Source organism: Streptomyces sp. NPDC056128, assembly GCF_042263835.1.
GTDB lineage: Bacteria > Actinomycetota > Actinomycetes > Streptomycetales > Streptomycetaceae > Streptomyces.
Window position 1 is genome coordinate 1 of sequence record NZ_JBHJVQ010000007.1, and the last position, 17,856, is coordinate 17,856.

The 17,856-nt window shown below is 72.0% G+C and carries 10 protein-coding genes and 1 pseudogene; 9 read left to right on the forward strand and 2 right to left on the reverse strand.

Features of this window, described 5'->3' with window-relative positions:
* The 7 genes and pseudogenes from ACFC1X_RS16255 to ACFC1X_RS16285 all read left to right on the forward strand — a co-directional run.
* A pseudogene (locus tag ACFC1X_RS16255) lies at nucleotides 1-744 on the forward strand (alpha-1,4-glucan--maltose-1-phosphate maltosyltransferase); the annotation flags it as partial.
* Nucleotides 741-2,459 (forward strand): maltose alpha-D-glucosyltransferase, encoded by a 1,719-nt coding sequence (treS, locus tag ACFC1X_RS16260; protein WP_376353827.1) that lies wholly within the window; start codon nucleotides 741-743, stop codon nucleotides 2,457-2,459. The pseudogene ACFC1X_RS16255 and the gene treS, both read left to right, overlap by 4 nt.
* Before the next feature lie 28 nt (nucleotides 2,460-2,487).
* Nucleotides 2,488-3,849 (forward strand): maltokinase, encoded by a 1,362-nt coding sequence (locus ACFC1X_RS16265; protein ID WP_376353830.1) that lies wholly within the window; start codon nucleotides 2,488-2,490, stop codon nucleotides 3,847-3,849.
* Between the two features lie 3 nt (nucleotides 3,850-3,852).
* Nucleotides 3,853-6,075, forward strand: coding sequence for a 1,4-alpha-glucan branching protein GlgB (gene glgB, locus ACFC1X_RS16270; RefSeq protein WP_376353833.1), 2,223 nt, complete (start codon nucleotides 3,853-3,855; stop codon nucleotides 6,073-6,075).
* Nucleotides 6,076-6,147: 72 nt separating this feature from the next.
* A complete protein-coding gene (locus ACFC1X_RS16275) occupies nucleotides 6,148-7,236 on the forward strand; it encodes a glutamate--cysteine ligase (RefSeq protein ID WP_376353836.1) in 1,089 nt (362 codons plus the stop codon).
* A 132-nt stretch (nucleotides 7,237-7,368) separates the two neighbouring features.
* Nucleotides 7,369-9,279: an AMP-dependent synthetase/ligase gene (locus ACFC1X_RS16280; protein WP_376353839.1), complete on the forward strand. Its 1,911-nt coding sequence runs from the start codon at nucleotides 7,369-7,371 to the stop codon at nucleotides 9,277-9,279.
* A gap of 155 nt (nucleotides 9,280-9,434) precedes the next feature.
* Nucleotides 9,435-9,869: an ATP-binding protein gene (locus tag ACFC1X_RS16285; RefSeq protein ID WP_376353841.1), complete on the forward strand. Its 435-nt coding sequence runs from the start codon at nucleotides 9,435-9,437 to the stop codon at nucleotides 9,867-9,869.
* Nucleotides 9,870-9,878: 9 nt separating this feature from the next.
* Here ACFC1X_RS16285 and ACFC1X_RS16290 read toward each other — a convergent pair whose 3' ends face one another.
* Together ACFC1X_RS16290 and ACFC1X_RS16295 are read right to left on the reverse strand one after the other, a co-directional pair.
* A complete protein-coding gene (locus ACFC1X_RS16290) occupies nucleotides 9,879-10,331 on the reverse strand; it encodes an ATP-binding protein (protein WP_376353844.1) in 453 nt (150 codons plus the stop codon).
* A gap of 61 nt (nucleotides 10,332-10,392) precedes the next feature.
* On the reverse strand, nucleotides 10,393-10,758 hold the full coding sequence (locus tag ACFC1X_RS16295) for a PRC-barrel domain containing protein (RefSeq protein WP_376354521.1): 366 nt from the start codon (nucleotides 10,756-10,758) through the stop codon (nucleotides 10,393-10,395).
* A gap of 313 nt (nucleotides 10,759-11,071) precedes the next feature.
* On the opposite strand from ACFC1X_RS16295, the gene ACFC1X_RS16300 reads away from it, so the two are divergent.
* Together ACFC1X_RS16300 and ACFC1X_RS16305 are read left to right on the forward strand one after the other, a co-directional pair.
* Entirely contained in the window at nucleotides 11,072-15,070 is a 3,999-nt protein-coding gene (locus tag ACFC1X_RS16300; protein ID WP_376353847.1) for a HAMP domain-containing protein, read from the forward strand.
* Nucleotides 15,071-15,287: 217 nt separating this feature from the next.
* A complete protein-coding gene (locus tag ACFC1X_RS16305; protein WP_376354524.1) occupies nucleotides 15,288-17,711 on the forward strand; it encodes a SpoIIE family protein phosphatase in 2,424 nt (807 codons plus the stop codon).
* The last annotated feature ends 145 nt before the right edge of the window (nucleotides 17,712-17,856 follow it).

The following is a 17,856-nucleotide window of genomic DNA, read 5'->3' on the forward strand; positions in this document are numbered from 1 at the left end:
ATGCACACCCTCGCCCAGATCGGCTTCCAGCAGTCCTACACCTACTTCACCTGGCGCAACACCAAGCAGGAACTGACCGAGTACCTCACCGAACTCTCGGGGGACGCCGCCTCCTACATGCGGCCCAACTTCTTCGCCAACACCCCCGACATCCTGCACGCCTACCTCCAGAGGGGCGGTCGCCCCGCCTTCGAGGTCCGCGCCGTCCTCGCCGCCACCCTCTCCCCCACCTGGGGCATCTACAGCGGCTACGAACTGTGCGAACACACCCCCCTGCGCGAAGGCAGCGAGGAATACCTCGACTCCGAGAAGTACCAGCTCAAACCCCGCGACTGGGCCGCCGCAGCCCGCGAGGGCCGCACCATCGCCCCCCTCATCACCAAGCTCAACACCATCCGGCGCGACCATCCCGCGCTGCACCGGCTGCGCAACCTCCGCTTCCACCGGACCGACAACGACGCGCTGATCGCGTACAGCAAGCGCCTCGGGTCCGACGCCGTCCTGGTGGTGGCCAACCTCGATCCGCATCGCACCCAGGAGGCCACGATCTCCCTCGACATGCCGCAGCTCGGACTGGACTGGCACGAAACCGTGCCCGTCCACGACGAACTCACGGGTCGGACCTACCACTGGGGCCGGACGAACTACGTGCGCCTGGAGCCCGGCGGGGCTCCCGCCCACGTCTTCCACGTCCGCCGGCCGTCCGCCGCCGCGTCCCAGAACGGAGGGTCAGGAGCGTCATGACCGTGAACGAGCCCGTGCCGGACACCTTCGAGGACACCCCGGCCAAGGACCGCGACCCGGACTGGTTCAAACGAGCCGTCTTCTACGAGGTCCTCGTCCGCTCCTTCCAGGACAGCAACGGCGACGGCGTCGGCGACCTCAAGGGCCTGACCGCCAAGCTGGACTACCTGCAGTGGCTGGGTGTGGACTGCCTCTGGCTCCCGCCCTTCTTCAAGTCACCCCTGCGCGACGGCGGCTACGACGTCTCCGACTACACCGCCGTGCTCCCCGAGTTCGGCGACCTCGCCGACTTCGTGGAGTTCGTGGACGCCGCCCACCAGCGCGGCATGCGCGTGATCATCGACTTCGTCATGAACCACACCAGCGACCAGCACCCGTGGTTCCAGGAGTCCCGCAAGAACCCCGACGGCCCCTACGGCGACTACTACGTCTGGGCCGACGACGACACCCAGTACGCCGACGCCCGCATCATCTTCGTCGACACCGAGGCGTCCAACTGGACCCACGACCCGGTCCGCGGCCAGTACTACTGGCACCGGTTCTTCTCCCACCAGCCGGACCTCAACTACGAGAACCCGGCCGTGCAGGAGGAAATGCTGGCCGCGCTGAAGTTCTGGCTCGACCTGGGCGTCGACGGCTACCGCCTGGACGCCGTGCCCTATCTGTACGCCGAAGAGGGCACCAACTGCGAGAACCTGCCCGCCTCGCACGCCTTCCTCAAGCGCGTCCGCCGCGAGATCGACGCCCAGTACCCGGACACCGTGCTGCTGGCCGAGGCCAACCAGTGGCCGGAGGACGTGGTCGACTACTTCGGCGACTACTCCGCCGGCGGCGACGAGTGCCACATGGCCTTCCACTTCCCGGTCATGCCGCGCATCTTCATGGCCGTACGCCGCGAGTCCCGCTACCCGGTCTCCGAGATCCTCGCCAAGACCCCGGCCATCCCGTCCGGCTGCCAGTGGGGCATCTTCCTGCGCAACCACGACGAGCTGACCCTGGAAATGGTCACCGACGAAGAGCGCGACTACATGTACGCGGAGTACGCCAAGGACCCGCGCATGCGCGCCAACATCGGCATCCGGCGGCGGCTCGCGACCCTGCTGGACAACGACCGCGACCAGATCGAGCTGTTCACCGCGCTGCTGCTCGCCCTCCCCGGCTCACCGATCCTCTACTACGGCGACGAGATCGGCATGGGCGACAACATCTGGCTCGGCGACCGCGACGCCGTGCGCACCCCGATGCAGTGGACCCCGGACCGGAACGCGGGCTTCTCGACCTGCGACCCCGGGCGCCTCTACCTGCCGACGATCATGGACCCCGTCTACGGCTACCAGGTGACGAACGTCGAGGCGTCCATGGCCTCGCCCTCGTCCCTGCTGCACTGGACCCGCCGCATGATCGAGATCCGCAAGCAGAACCCCGCCTTCGGCCTCGGCACCTACACAGAACTGCCCTCCTCCAACCCCGCAGTACTCGCCTTCCTGCGGGAGTACGAGGACGACCTGGTGCTGTGCGTGAACAACTTCGCGCGGTTCGCACAGCCCACCGAGCTGGACCTGCGCGAGTTCGCCGGACGCCACCCGGTCGAGCTCTTCGGCGAAGTCCGCTTCCCCGCCATCGGCGAGCTGCCGTACCTGCTGACCCTCGGGGGCCACGGCTTCTACTGGTTCCGGCTCACCCGAGTCGCATCCCGCATCGGCCGCCGCGCTTGAGCCTGGGCCGAGGAAAGGACGCGTCACCATGCCGAAGACCGCACCCCTGCGCCCGAGACGCAGGCAACTCGCCGAGCCCATGGCGTCGCTCGGCGAGCTGCTGCGGGAGTGGCTGCCGCACCAGCGCTGGTTCGCCGGCAAGGACCGGCCCGTCGCCGAGCTGGGTCTGCTGTCGATGACCGAGCTGTTCCCGGGCTGTCTGCACCTCCTGGTGCACACCGGGCAGGGCTCCGTGCCCGCCCCGGGCGGCGCCCCCTCGGCGGGGGACTGCTACCAACTGCTGCTCGGCGTGCGCGAGCAGCCCTCGCCGCGCCTGGGCCGGGCGATCATCGGTCAGGTGCAGGACGGCCCGCTGGCCGGGCGGACGGTCTACGACGCGCTGCACGATCCGCGCACCGCACAGCTCCTCCTGGAACGGCTGCGGCACCCCGGCAAGGCGGGACCGCTGCGCTTCGAGTCCGACCCCGCGCGGCCGGTGCCCGGCGGACTCGCGCCGCGCCTCCTGGACGCCGAGCAGTCCAACTCCTCCCTGATCTACGGCGACGAGTTCATCCTCAAGCTCTTCCGGCGCGTCCAGCCCGGCGTCAACCCCGACCTCGAGGTGCCGGACGCGCTGGCCCGCCAGGGCTGCGGGCGGGTCCCGGCGCCGGTGGCGTGGATGCACACGACCCATCCCTACGAGGCGACCCTCGGCGTGCTCCAGCCGTTCCTGCACGACGCCTCCGACGGCTGGACCCTCTCCCTGAACGCGCTCGCCGCCGGGGACGACTTCACCGTGCAGGCCCACGAGCTGGGACAGGCGATGGGGGACGTGCACCTGGCGCTGGCCTCCGCCTTCCCGGCCGGGGCCCCCGGGGAGAACGGCCGCACCGCGGCGGCGATGACCGAGCGGCTGACGGCCGCCGCGCACTGCGTACCGGCGCTCCAGCCCTTCGTCCCGGGACTGCGGGCCGCCTTCGCCGCGCTGTCCACCTGCGACTCCGGACCGCCCGCCCAGCGCATCCACGGCGACCTGCACCTCGGGCAGGTGCTGCGGGCCGGCCGGGACTGGTTCGTCATCGACTTCGAGGGCGAACCGTCCCGCCCGCTGGCCGAACGGCGCAGCGCCCACTCCCCCGTCCGGGACATCGCGGGCATGCTGCGCTCCTTCGACTACGCCGCCCGGCAGCGGCGCCCCTGGCGCCCCGAGTGGGCGCGCCGCTGCCGGGAGGCGTTCTGCGCGGGCTACGCCGCCCGCGCGGGTTGGGACCCCCGTAAGAAGCACGGCCTGCTGCGCGCCTACGAGACGGACCGGGCCGTGTATGAGGTGCTGTACGAGGCGCGGCACCGCCCCGACTGGCTTCCCGTACCCATGGCGGCGATCGAACGACTCGCCGTGAGAGGAGACTGACCCGTGGCACTCCGCGACACCTCACTCCCCGAGCCGTCCGCACCCGTCCCGTCCACACCCGGCGCGTGCGGTACCGCCCCGCCGCTGGACCCCGCCGACCGGGGGCGCCTGCTGGCGGGCGCCCACCACGATCCGCACGCCCTGCTCGGTGCCCACCCGGTCCCCGGCGGGGTCGCCTTCCGTGCGTTGCGGCCCTTCGCCCGCGAGGTGAGCGTGGTCGTGGACGGCGAGCGCCACGCTCTCGTGTCCGAGGAGGACGGCCTCTTCTCCGGTGTCCTGCCGCTGGCCTCGATCCCCGCGTACAGCGTCGTCGTGGCGTACGAGGAGGGCGAGCACGAGGTCCACGACCCGTACCGCTTCCTGCCCGCCCTCGGCGAGCTGGACCTGCACCTGATCGCCGAGGGCCGGCACGAGGAGCTGTGGCGGGCGCTCGGCGCGGAGCCCATGAGCCACGAGGGCGTCACCGGCACCCGGTTCACCGTGTGGGCGCCGAACGCCCAGGGGGTGCGGGTCGCCACCGACTTCACGCACTGGGACGGCACCGCGTTCCCGATGCGCTCGCTGGGCTCGTCCGGGGTGTGGGAGCTGTTCCTGCCGGGCGTCGGCGAGGGCACCAAGTACAAGTTCGAGATCCACTCGCGCTACGGCCACCGGTTCCTCAAGGCCGACCCGATGGCCCGCGCGGCCGAGGAGCCGCCGAACACCGCGTCCGTGGTAACCGCCTCGCGGTACGAGTGGGGCGACGCGGAGTGGATGCGCACCCGGGCCGCCACGCCGGTGCACGAGGCGCCCTTCTCCGTGTACGAGGTGCACCTGGCGTCCTGGCGGCCGGGGCTCACCTACCGCGAGCTGGCCGAGGAGCTGCCCGCGTACGTCAAGGACCTGGGCTTCACCCACGTGGAGCTGATGCCGGTCGCCGAGCACCCCTACGGCCCGTCGTGGGGCTACCAGGTCACCGGCTTCTACGCGCCCACCGCGCGCCTCGGCTCACCCGACGACTTCCGCTTCCTGGTCGACGCCCTGCACCGGGCCGGCCTCGGCGTGATCATGGACTGGGTGCCGGCGCACTTCCCGAAGGACGACTGGGCGCTGGGCCGCTTCGACGGGGACCCGCTGTACGAGCCCGGGGACTCCCGGCGCGCGGAGCACCCGGACTGGGGAACGTACACCTTCGACTTCGCCCGGACCGAGGTGCGCAACTTCCTCGTGGCGAACGCGGTGTACTGGTGCGAGGAGTTCCACATCGACGGGCTGCGGGTCGACGCGGTCGCCTCGATGCTCTACCTCGACTACTCGCGCGACTCCGGGCAGTGGGAGCCCAACCAGTACGGCGGCCGCGAGGACCTGGCGGCCATGGCGTTCCTCCAGGAGATGAACGCGACCGTCTACCGGCGCTGCCCCGGCGTGGTGACCATCGCCGAGGAGTCGACCGCGTGGGGCGGGGTGACCCGGCCCACCGACACGGGCGGGCTCGGGTTCGGGCTGAAGTGGAACATGGGCTGGATGCACGACTCGCTGGAGTACGTCGCGCACGAGCCGGTGCACCGCAAGTACCACCACCACGAGATGACGTTCTCGATGGTGTACGCGTACAGCGAGAACTACTGCCTGCCGATCTCCCACGACGAGGTGGTGCACGGCAAGCAGGCGCTGGTGTCGAAGATGCCGGGCGACTGGTGGCAGCGGCGGGCGAACGTGCGTGCCTACCTCGGCTTCATGTGGGCCCACCCCGGCAAGCAACTGCTTTTCATGGGACAGGAGTTCGCGCAGGGCGCCGAGTGGTCCCAGGAGCAGGGGCCGGAGTGGTGGCTGCTGGACGAGGGATACCACTCGGCGGACGACCACCGCGGGATCCAGGACCTGGTCCGCGCACTCAACACCCGCTACGCGCGCACCCCGGCGCTGTGGCAGCGCGACACCGACCCGGCCGGTTTCCGGTGGGTCGCCGTGGACGCGGCCGAGGACAACGTCTTCGCGTTCCTGCGGTTCGACGCGGACGGTGCGCCGCTGCTGGCGGTGTCGAACTTCTCCCCCGTCGTCCGGCACGAGTACCACCTGGCCGTTCCCGGCGAGGCCGTCGCCTGGCAGGAGGTGCTCAACACCGACGCCGGAGAGTACGGCGGCAGCGGGGTGGCCAACCCCGACCCGGTCAAGTCCGAGGACGGCGGCATCCGGATCACGCTGCCTCCGCTGGCCACGGTGTGGCTGATGCCGTACGCCCTGTGAGACGACCAGGTGTCCGACCGGCTGCCCGGGGCAGTCTGTTGGTCCTGAGAGCCCACAGAGAGGCGGCACCACGTGCGCACCGTCGGAGTGGAGGAGGAGCTCCTCCTGGTCGACCCCGTGACCGGCGAGCCACGGGCGCTGTCCGCCGCCGTGCTGGCCAGAGCCTCGCTCGACGACGCCGAGGACGTCTTCGAGAAGGAGCTGCACGAGCAGATGGTCGAGTTCGCCACGCATCCGCAGGCGGACCTGGGGCGGCTGCACGCGGAGATCGTCCGCTGCCGTGAGGAGGCAGGCCGGCACGCCGGGGGGATCGGGTGTGCCGTGGCCGCGCTCGCCACGTCACCGCTGCCGGTCACCCCGTCCATCGGCGTGAACCGCCGCTACGAGTGGATGGCCGGCCAGTACGGCGTCGTCGTCCACGAACAGCTCGTCCTCGGCTGCCACGTGCACGTCTCGGTCGACTCCGACGAGGAGGGCGTCGCGGTCATCGACCGGGTGCGGCCCTGGCTGCCGCTGCTCACCGCGCTGAGCGCGAACTCCCCGTACTGGCAGGGCGAGGACTCCTCGTACAGCAGCTACCGCAGCCGGGTCTGGCAGCGGTGGCCGTCGGCCGGTCCGACGGAGCTGTTCGGTTCGGCGGAGCGCTACCACCGCCGGGTCGCGGACATGCTCGCCACGGGGACGATCCTGGACGACGGGATGGTCTACTTCGACGTCCGGCTCTCCCAGCGCTATCCGACGGTCGAGTTCCGGGTGGCGGACGTCTGCCTGGACGCGGGGACCGCCGTCGTCCTCGCCGCCCTCGCCCGCGCGCTGGTCGAGACGGCCGCCCGGGAGTGGCGCGCGGGCACCGAGCCGGACGGGCACAGCGTGAGCCTGCTCCGACTGGCGGCCTGGCGGGCGGCCCGCTCCGGGCTGACGGAGGAGCTGCTGCACCCCGCGACGATGCGGCGGATGCCCGCCTCGGCGGTCGTACGGGCGCTGGTGAAGCACGTCGAGGAGGCGCTGGCCGACCACGGCGACCTCGACCGGGTGCGCGAGGGCGTCGAGACGCTGCTGCGGCATGGCAACGGCGCCCGGGTGCAGCGCGAGCTGCTCGAGCGCACGGGCAGTCTGCGGGAGGTCGTCACCGCGTGCGTGCGCCGGACCCAGGCGGCCTGAGCCGAGATCACCGGGCGGACACACTTCTGCCGTCCCGGCCCCCCGCGGCCTGCGGCTCGGCTAGATTCCGAGCACCGCCGGCCACGGTACTCGTGGGTGGTGTCACCGTCCGTACACGTCAGGAGCCAGCGTATGCGCGACCTCGCTCCCGCTCCCCGGGCCGTCCAGCCGCTGACCGGCGGGCTCGCCGACAGCCTCTTCGAGACGGCCGTCCGCACGCCGACCCTGCCGATGCTGGCGCGGCGCCGCGGTCCCGACTCCGCGGTCTGGGACGAGGTGACGGCGGTGGAGTTCCGCGACGAGGTGGTCGACCTGGCCAAGGGGCTGATAGCGAGCGGGATCTCGCCGGGCGACCGGGTGGCGATCCTGGCCCCTACCCGGTACGAGTGGACGGTCTTCAGCTACGCGCTGTGGACGGTGGGCGCCGAGGTGGTGCCGATCTATCCGACCTCCTCGCGCGACCAGGTCGAGTACATCCTGCGGGACGCCGGCTGTGTGGGCGTGCTGGTCGAGGACGAGCAGAGCGTGATGACCGTCGGGTCGGTGTGCGCGTCGCTGCCGGCGCTGCGGCACGTCTGGCAAGTGGACGCGGGCGCGCTGGACGCGCTCGTGGCGCGCGGCGAGTACCTCCCGTTCGCCACCGTCGACTCCATGCGCCGCATCGTGCTGCCGGACTCCACCGCGGTCGTCGCCTACACCTCGGGGACGTCGGGCCGGGCCATGGGCTGTGCGCTCAGCCACCGCGGGCTGGCCCGCCCGTGCGACACGCTGATCGCGGGCTGGGGCCACACGGTGGCGCCGGAGGGGGAGCAGGGCGCGGTCCTCGCCTACCTCCCCTTCTCGCACGTGTACGGGCTGATGATCCAGACCCTGTGTGTGCGGGGCGGTCTCCTGATGGCGCACGAACCCGCGATGACCGGCGAGGCGCTCTCCTCGGCCCTGCGTTCCTTCCGTCCGACGTATCTGTACGCCGTCCCGTCGGTCCTGGAGAAGATCTACAAGAATTTCCTGCGCACGGCCCAGCAGGCGGGGCGCGGGGCACTGTTCGAGCGGGCCGCCGGCACGGCGCGGGACTTCGCCGGGGCGCTGGAGCGCCAGCGGCTGGGCAGGGGGCCGGGGCCCGGCTTCGACCTGCGGCTCCAGCACGCCCTGTACGAGCGGACGGTGTACCGCCGGCTGCGGACCGCGCTGGGGGGCAGGGTGCTGCGGGCGACGTCCGGCGGTTCGCCGCTCAGCCGCGAGCTGTCCCTCTTCTGGGAGGGCATCGGGGTCTACGTCCACGACGGCTACGGTCTGACGGAGACCAGCGGCGGACTGACGATGCAGCCGCTGGGCCGGGAGAAGTCGGGCACCGTCGGGCAGCCGCTGCCCGGCATGGAGATCCGGCTGGCCGACGACGGGGAGATCCTGGTCCGCGGGCCGTCGCTGTTCCAGGGGTACGTCGGTGACGAGGCCGCCACCCGCGAGGTGATGCGCGGCGGCTGGCTGGCCACCGGCGACCTCGGGCATCTGGACGACGAGAACTATCTGGCGATCACCGGCCGCAAGAAGGACATCATCATCACCAGCGGCGGCAAGAGTGTCGCCCCGGCCGCCCTGGAGCAGCGGCTGCGGATGCACCCGCTGGTGCACCAGGCGGTGGTGGTCGGCGACAACCGGCCCTGTGTCGGTGCCCTGATCACGCTGGACCCGGAGTTCCTGACGCACTGGCGGGCGGCGCTCGCCGCGCAGGGCGACACGGCGGCCCGTGAGGCACGCGAGGAGAACGCGTTGCGGGAGGAGGTCGCGCGGGCCGTGGCGGCGGCCAACAGCGCGGTGTCCCGCTCGGAGTCCATCCGGGTCTTCCGCGTCCTGCCGGAGCCCTTCGACGTGGCCAACGGGCTGCTCACCCCGTCGATGAAGCTGCGGCGGGACGAGATCGTGCGGACCTACGCCCTGGAGATCGACGCGATGTACGAGGCGCGCTCGCACCGCCGGCCGCCGCAGTCGCCGCCCGAGGAGCCGGCCGGCTGGGAGGAGTCGGACAGCGTGTTCCTCCGCTGAAACAGCGCCCGGGGGTGACAGGGCCGTCACCCCGGGTCGCACCGCGAGGGCCGGGCATATCGACGCGACTAGCCTCGGCCGTCTCGGGAACTAACAAACGAAGGGAATGCGAAGGAAGGACGAGGCCCGGCAGGTGGCGGGCCGGGGAAGGCGAGATGGCAGCCGAGTCGCGTAGGGACAGGACACTGGCTTCCGAGGAGATCACGAACCGCACGGCAAGCTTCACCGGGGAACTGCACAATGTGACCGGTGCGCGGCTGGTCGCGGAGGAGTTCCTCTACGACCTGTCCCGTGCGGCTCCTCCCGCGGCGCCCGAGCACTGGGACGACATCCTCCTCGTGGTCACCGAACTGGCGGCGAACGCCGTGCAGTACGCCCCCGGACCGTTCCAGCTGCGGCTGCGCCGTACCTTCGACGGCGTGCACGTGGTCATGCACGACACCAGCGCGACCGAGCCCGCGCCGCGTCCCTTCCATCCGAGCAACGGCGGCGGCGGCATCGGCTGGCATCTGATCCACACCCTGTCCGACCAGGTGAGCGTCGTCACCGGTGAGCGGGGCAAGGACATCCACGTCTTCCTGCCCTGGTGACCTTGCGGGTCAGGTGCTCGCGCGGCGCAGGGGTACCAGCACGCTGATCGTCTTGCCGCCGCCCTCCCGCAGGTCCACGGCGATGTCCCGGGCCAGCCGGGCGACCAGCGGCCAGCCGTAGCCGCCCCCCGGGTGCGTGGTGGGGAAGTCGTACGCGGCCCGCGGCACCACCGCGCTGTGGTCGTGCACGGCTATCCACAGCCCCTCGGGCGTGGGCCGCACCTCGAAGCCGGCCAGTCCGTCGCCGTGCCGGATCGCGTTGGTGACCAGCTCCGAGACCACGAGCAGCAGGTCGACGACGTCCTCGTCGCGGACCGCGCGGCCGGGGCCGCCCCATTGGGCGCGCGCCACCGTCTCGGCGTACGCGCGGGCCGCCGCCGCGCTGCCCACCACGGCCGGTGCCGGCACCCCCGGGGGCGCGACGCCGGACGAGGCCGTGGTGATCCCTTCGCTTGGTTCCATGTCGTGGGTCCCCGTTGTCAGCGTGTTCAGCGTGTTCCGTGTGCTCTCTTCCGGCGCCCGGTCAGGTCGCGGGGGTCTCCCGCGGCGGCAGCCGATGGTAGTAGTCGCCGACGGACGCCAGGTAGTCGCGGTCCATCGTCTCGCTGTCGGTGCGGAACCGCGGCGCGGCCTTCACCTCGGCCCTGGTGCAGGTCAGCGTCACCGTGCGGGACTCGGGGTCGATGCCGCGGACCACGCCGACCGGCACGAGCACGCTCCGGCCGAACACCCAGACTCCGGTGTCGACGACCAGGTGCTCCATGCCGAAGTGCTCGGCCTGCCGGTCCACGTGCCCGATGGTTCCGTCGTCGGCGACGACGGTGCACTCCGTCAGGTCCTGTCCCTCCACGTGACCGCTGTCCGCCGTGTACGACCAGATGCTCTCCATCGGCACGCTGTCCCTTCCCTCCCGTTTCGGCGTCTTCCGCGGAGCCGGTCGGGCTCCACAGCAGCAGATACCCGGCCGGGGCCACCGCATTCGGGCCCGCGGGCCGATCGGGGGTGGCGAAACGCCCCCGCGCAGGGTGGCGGCCCCGCTTTGTCCGCACCCCGCACCTGGGTTAATCTCGGGCGTATTTTTCTCATCGTGCGGATCCGTGAACAGCGGAAATGCCGCGCAACAGCCCGGACCCACCCAATCGGTCCGGAGGGGGTCCGAGTCCTCGCTCCGAGGGCTCCTGGGGAGCGGAACGAGGGTGCGCATGACCAACGACAGCGCCGGGGCCGTCGACGCGGTTCCGGCCGATCAGGAGTTGCGCCGCCTCCTGGCGGGCCTGACGGCCGTGCGGGACGGCGACTTCGGCACCCGTCTGCCGGACGACTCGGACGGCCTGATGGGCGACATCGCCAAGGTCTTCAACGGCATGGTCGACCAGTTGTCCGTGTTCACCTCCGAGGTGACCCGGGTGTCCCGCGAGGTCGGCACGGAGGGCACCCTCGGCGGACAGGCGAAGGTGCCGGGGGTCTCGGGCACCTGGGCCGACCTGACGGACTCGGTCAACGCCATGGCGGGCAACCTGACCACGCAGGTGCGTGACATCGCCCAGGTGGCGACTGCCGTGGCCAAGGGCGACCTCTCCCAGAAGATCGACGTCGACGCCCGCGGCGAGATCCTCGAACTCAAGAACACCATCAACACGATGGTGGACCAGCTCTCCGCCTTCGCCGACGAGGTCACCCGCGTCGCCCGCGAGGTCGGCACCGACGGACGCCTCGGCGGCCAGGCCGACGTCCAGGGCGTCAAGGGAACGTGGCGCGACCTCACCGACTCGGTGAACTTCATGGCGGGCAACCTGACCAACCAGGTCCGCAACGTCGCCCAGGTGGCCACCGCCGTGGCCAAGGGCGACCTCTCGCAGAAGATCACCGTGGACGCGCGCGGCGAGATCCTGGAGCTGAAGAACACCATCAACACGATGGTCGACCAACTGTCCGCCTTCGCCGACGAGGTCACCCGCGTCGCCCGCGAGGTCGGCACGGCCGGGAACCTGGGCGGCCAGGCCCGGGTGCGCGGGGTGTCCGGCACCTGGAAGGACCTCACCGACAACGTCAACGTGATGGCATCGAACCTGACCGGTCAGGTCCGCTCCATCGCCCAGGTCGCCACCGCCGTGGCCCGGGGCGACCTGTCGCAGCGGATCACCGTCGACGCCAAGGGCGAGGTCGCGGCGCTGGCCGACGTCATCAACACGATGGTCGACACCCTGTCCGCCTTCGCCGACGAGGTCACCCGCGTCGCCCGCGAGGTCGGCACCGACGGACGCCTCGGCGGCCAGGCCAACGTGCCGAACGTCGCCGGCACCTGGAAGGACCTCACCGACAACGTCAACTCGATGGCCAACAACCTCACCGGCCAGGTGCGCAACATCGCGCTGGTGACGACCGCGGTGGCCCGGGGCGACCTGTCGAAGAAGATCGACGTCGACGCGCGCGGCGAGATCCTCGAACTGAAGACGACGATCAACACGATGGTCGACCAGCTGTCCGCCTTCGCCGACGAGGTCACCCGCGTCGCCCGCGAGGTCGGCACCGAGGGCCGGCTCGGCGGTCAGGCCGAGGTGGAGGGCGTCTCCGGCACCTGGAAGCGCCTCACGGAGAACGTCAACGAGCTGGCGGGCAACCTCACCCGCCAGGTCCGCTCCATCGCCCAGGTCACCTCCGCCGTCGCCGAGGGCGATCTGACCCGCTCCATCAACGTGGAGGCGTCCGGCGAGGTCGCCGAGCTCAAGGACAACATCAACTCCATGGTGGAGTCCCTGCGCGAGACCACCCGGGCCAACCAGGAGCAGGACTGGCTCAAGACCAACCTGGCCCGCATCTCCGGCCTGATGCAGGGGCACCGGGACCTGCCCGTGGTCGCCGAGCTGATCATGGACGAGCTGGTGCCGCTGGTGTCGGCGCAGTACGGCGCGTTCTACCTGGCCGAGGACGGGGAGAAGGGTCCCGAACTGCGGCTGGTCGGCTCCTACGGCTACCCGGAGACCACGGCCAGGCCCACCCGCTTCGCCTTCGGCCGCACCCTGGTCGGCCAGGCGGCACGCAGCCGGCGCACCATCCTGGTGGACGACCTGCCGGCCGGCTACCTGACCGTCTCCTCGGGGCTCGGCGAGATCGTCCCGACGGCCCTGGTGCTGCTGCCCATCGTGGTCGAGGGGCAGGTCCTCGGCGTCATCGAACTCGCCTCGGTCGCCCCGTTCACGCAGATCAACCAGGACTTCCTGGAAATGCTGATGGAGACCATCGGCGTGAACGTCAACACGATCGTGGCCAACGCCCGTACCGATGAACTCCTGGCCGAGTCGCAGCGCCTCACCGGCGAACTCCAGGCCCGCTCGGCGGAGCTGCAGGTGCAGCAGGAGGAACTCCAGCACTCCAACGCCGAGCTGGAGGACAAGGCGTCCCTGCTGGCCACGCAGAACCGGGACATCGAGGCGAAGAACCTCCAGATCGAGCAGGCCCGGCAGGAGCTGGAGGCACGGGCCCAGCAGCTGTCACTGGCCTCGAAGTACAAGTCGGAGTTCCTGGCCAACATGAGCCACGAACTGCGCACCCCGCTCAACAGCCTGCTGATCCTCGCCCAGTTGCTCGCCCAGAACCCCTCGCGCAACCTCACCCCGAAGCAGGTCGAGTACGCGGGCATCATCCACTCCGCGGGCTCGGACCTGCTCCAGCTGATCAACGACATCCTGGACCTGTCGAAGGTCGAGGCGGGGAAGATGGACGTCGCCCCGGAGCGGGTGACGCTGCGGCAGCTCATCGAGTACGTCGAGGCCACCTTCCGGCCCATGACGACGCAGAAGGGCCTGGAGTTCACGGTGGCGACGGCCGCCGGCGCTCCGGCGGACCTGCTGACCGACGACTCCCGGCTGCGTCAGGTGCTGCGCAACCTGCTGTCCAACGCGGTGAAGTTCACCGAGCGGGGCGGCGTGGAACTGGCCGTCGAACCGGCACCGGACGACGAGGTGCCCGCGGGCGTGGTCCGGGGCGGTGCCGTGGTGGCCTTCCGGGTGAAGGACACCGGCATCGGCATCCCCGAGCAGAACCTGGAGTCGATCTTCGGAGCCTTCCAGCAGGCGGACGGCACGACGAGCCGCAAGTACGGCGGCACCGGGCTCGGCCTGTCCATCACACGGGAGATCGCCCAGCTGCTCGGCGGCGCGGTGACCGTGGACAGCACGCCCGACCGGGGCAGCACCTTCACGCTGTTCCTGCCCGTGACCCGGCCCGACTTCGAGGAGCTGCTGGTACGGGGCCCGGACCGGGTGCCGGACGAGTCGTCCGCCGACGTGCTCGACCGGCCGGCACCGGTGCCCGAGCTGACGAGCGGCGGTCACCGGCCGCGGCCGCGGCGGCTGCTGGTCGTGGAGGAGCGCCCGCGCGGTCTGCTCACCCTCGTCGCGGAGAGCGTGATCGCCGATCTGACGCACGGGCGGGACGAGGCGGGCGACCGGCCCCCGCTCGACGTGATCACGGCCGTGGGGGCGCAGGAGGCGGCAGGCGCGCTGGCCGCCGAGCCGTGCCACTGCGTCGTCCTTGAGCTGGGCATGCCGGACGAGGAGGCGTCCCGGTTCCTGCACGCGCTGCGGGGCGACTCCGCGCTGGCGAGCGTGCCCGTGCTGGTGCACAGCGGCCACCGCGCGGACGCGGCCCTGGAGGACGACCTGCGTTCCGGCGCGGCGGGCGGGGCGCTGGAGTTCCTGTCCAGCCTCGACGAGCTGCGCGAGCGCATCGCCCTGCACCTGGCCGCCGAGGAGCCCGGGGACGTACTGACCCTGGTCCGGCCGGAGGAGCCGCGGCGCGCGAGCGCGCACCTCGGGGAGGACTCCCCCACCGGGCGCACCGTCCTCGTCGTCGACGACGACGCGCGCAACCTCTTCGCGCTCAGCGGCATCCTGGAGCTGCACGGTTTCCGGGTCCTGCACGCGGAGAACGGCCGCCGGGGCATCGAAACGCTGACGCACCACCCGGAGGTCGCGCTGGTCCTGATGGACGTGATGATGCCGGAGATGGACGGCTACACGGCGACGGCGGAGATCCGCCGGATGCCCGAGTACGCCGAGCTGCCGATCATCGCGGTCACCGCCAAGGCGATGCCCGGCGACCGGGAGAAGAGCCTCGCCTCGGGCGCCAGCGACTACGTCACCAAGCCCGTCGACACCCAGGACCTCATCGCCTGCGTCCGACGGTGGCTGCCCGCATGACCACACCGGCCCCCGTCCCGTACCAGGGTGGGCCGGACGGAGCGCGGCGCGGCCCGTCGCGCTCCGTGGCCCTCGCCAGCCGAGGAGCGTCCCCGTCGTGAGCAAGTCCGAGCAGTCACGCGAACCGGCCGCCGCCGCACCGCGGGAGGCGTCCGCCGCACCGCCCCCGGCGCCCGGGCCGCCGCAGTCCTGCGCGCTCGACGGACCGGCCGTCGGCATGCGCACCCTGACGCCGCTGTCGCCCGTGGGCCGGCTGGCGGCCACCGTCGACCGGCTCAGCAGCGAGGTACGGGCCGCCCAGGCGGAGGCCGAGGGCCGGGCCCTGATCGAGCTGGCCAAGGGCATCCTGGTGGCGCGGCTCGGCTGCGGTCCGGCCCAGGCGGCCCGGCAGCTCGCCGAACTGGCCGAGCAGTCCCGGGCGACGCCGCTGGAGTTCGCGGTCGACGTCATCAACCAGGCGGCACGGGACCGGATGTCGGAGGTGACGGACGCCTTCCTCGCGGCGACCGCCGCCGTGCGCTCCGAGTCCGGCCGGGACGCCGGGACCGGCGGGGACAGCGCGGACGGCGGGGACTCCGGGCGGGCCCGGCAGCCCGGGTCGGCGGGGGCCGACTCCGCCGCCGTACGCCTGCGGGCCGCCGAGAGCGGCGCGCTGGCCGCGGGCGACACCCAGGCCGTGGCCGACTCCCTGCTGGAGCAGGCGCTGCGCCCGCTCGGCGCGGTCGCGGTGGCCATCTGGGCGGCCGGGTACGACGGGTCGCTCACCCTGGCCGGCAGCGCGGGGTTCTCCCCGGCCGAGGCCACCCGCTGGCGCTACGTGCCGCCGGACGTGACGACGGTGGCCCGGTCCGGACTGACCGAGCGGGCGGGGCAGTGGATCACGTCCCTGGCGGAGACGGGGCTGCCCAGCGTGGGCCGGCACCAGTATCCGGACGGGGGCAGGGTCGCCGTGCCCGCCGGCACCGGAGGACGCCTGCACGGCGTGCTGGAGATCGCCTGGCCGGCGCCGCTGGTGCCGCAGCCGCCCCAGGTGGTGCGCCAGGTGGAGGCCCTGGCGGAGCTGTGCGCGCACACCCTGGAGTCGTACACGCCGCCGAACGGCACCGGGCAGCGGCCGCGGGTCATGCCGGACGCGGTGGAGCTGATGGACCTGGCCGACGGACTGTACGACCCCGCCCTGGTGCTGGTGCCGCACCTGGACGCCGACGGCCACCTGGCGGACTTCCGCATCCAGCACGTGAACGAGAGCTTCATGGACCCCGCCGGACGGCCGCGTGCCGTCGTGGGCGGCGCCCTGCTGCTGGAGGCGTACCCGATGGCCGCCGGGGACAGCGAGCTGTTCCGGCACGTGGAGCGGGTGTACGCGACGGGCGAGCCGTTCCGGGCCCGGCGCATGAACCTGACCGCGCTGGTGGACCAGGTGGCGCTGTCGGCGGTCGCGGACATCAGCGTCAGCCGGCACGGCAACGCCGTCCTGCTCATCTGGCGCATCGAGGACGAGACGGCCCGGCTGGCCAGCCTCCTCCAGCACGCCCAGCGTCTGGGCCGCATCGGCGGTTTCGAGGAGAACCTGCTGACCGGCGAGATCACCTGGAATGGGCAGCTCTTCGACCTCTACGGACGTCCGCGGACGAGCACCCCGGTGCGGCTGGAGGAGCTGGCCGCCCACGCCCATCCGGACGACGCGGTCGCCATCGGACGCTTCCTGCGCACGCTGCTGCACCACCGGCGGCCGGCGTCGGCGGCGTTCCGGCTGCAGCGGCCGGACGGCGTGACCCGGCACGTGCGGGTGGTGGCCGAGCCGGTCCTGGACACCGACGACCGCCTGCTCGTCGTACGGGGGGCCTATCAGGACATCTCGGCCCAGCACTGGACCGAGGTGGCGCTCGCCGCGACGCGCGACCAGCTGGCCCACACCGAGCAGCAGGCCATCGAGCGCAACCGGCTGACCCTGCAGTTGCAGCACGCCATCATGCCGCCGGCGCAGACCCCGCTGAAGGTGCCGGAGCTCCAGGTGGCCGTCCGCTACCGGCCCGCGGAGACGGAGCAGTTGGTCGGCGGCGACTGGTACGACGCCGTGATGCTGCCGAACGGGCTGGTGCTGCTGTGCGTCGGCGACGTGGCCGGGCACGGCATAGAGGCGGCGACCAGCATGGTGGTACTGCGCAACGCGCTGCGCGGCCTGGCGGTGACCGGGGCCGGTCCGGGCCAGCTGCTGTCCTGGCTCAACATCGTCGCGCACCACCTGACGGGCGGAGTCACCGCGACCGCTGTGTGCGGTCTGTACGACCCGGCCCGGCGCACCCTGCGCTGGGCCAGGGCGGGCCATCTGCCGCCGGTCCTGGTGCGCGGCGTACGGGCGGAGCGGCTGCCGCTGGTCAGGGGGATGCTGCTGGGCGCGGTCGCGGAGGCGGCGTACGAGGAGGCCGAGGTGCAACTGGCCGGCGAGGACACGCTGCTCATGTACACCGACGGTCTGATCGAGCGCCGGGACCGCTCCGTGGAGGAGGCGCTGGACCAGCTGCTGACCACCGTCAGCCCGACGCCGAACACCCTGGACCAGCATCTGGACCGGCTGCTCACCTACAGCAGGTCGGACACCGACGACGACACGTGTCTCGTGGGCATCCGGGTCGGGTGAGGGCGGTCCGCGAACCCGTCCCGGCGGCCGTGCATGGGACCGGGATTCGGGGGTAATCGCCGGGGGGGGGGGGTAAACCCCGGGCGCCGGGCCGCCGCCGGGTTGGTTGTTCACGGTCCCCAAACCCCGAAACCCAAGGACGGCT

Bases quoted from the DNA above. Each gene is read 5' to 3' on its own strand.
- treS (WP_376353827.1), top strand. From the start codon at position 741: ATGACCGTGAACGAGCCCGTGCCGGACACCTTCGAGGACACCCCGGCC.
- ACFC1X_RS16300 (WP_376353847.1), top strand. From the start codon at position 11,072: ATGACCAACGACAGCGCCGGGGCCGTCGACGCGGTTCCGGCCGATCAG.
- ACFC1X_RS16295 (WP_376354521.1), bottom strand. From the start codon at position 10,758: ATGGAGAGCATCTGGTCGTACACGGCGGACAGCGGTCACGTGGAGGGA.
- ACFC1X_RS16265 (WP_376353830.1), top strand. From the start codon at position 2,488: ATGCCGAAGACCGCACCCCTGCGCCCGAGACGCAGGCAACTCGCCGAG.
- ACFC1X_RS16280 (WP_376353839.1), top strand. From the start codon at position 7,369: ATGCGCGACCTCGCTCCCGCTCCCCGGGCCGTCCAGCCGCTGACCGGC.
- ACFC1X_RS16305 (WP_376354524.1), top strand. From the start codon at position 15,288: ATGCGCACCCTGACGCCGCTGTCGCCCGTGGGCCGGCTGGCGGCCACC.
- ACFC1X_RS16285 (WP_376353841.1), top strand. From the start codon at position 9,435: ATGGCAGCCGAGTCGCGTAGGGACAGGACACTGGCTTCCGAGGAGATC.
- ACFC1X_RS16290 (WP_376353844.1), bottom strand. From the start codon at position 10,331: ATGGAACCAAGCGAAGGGATCACCACGGCCTCGTCCGGCGTCGCGCCC.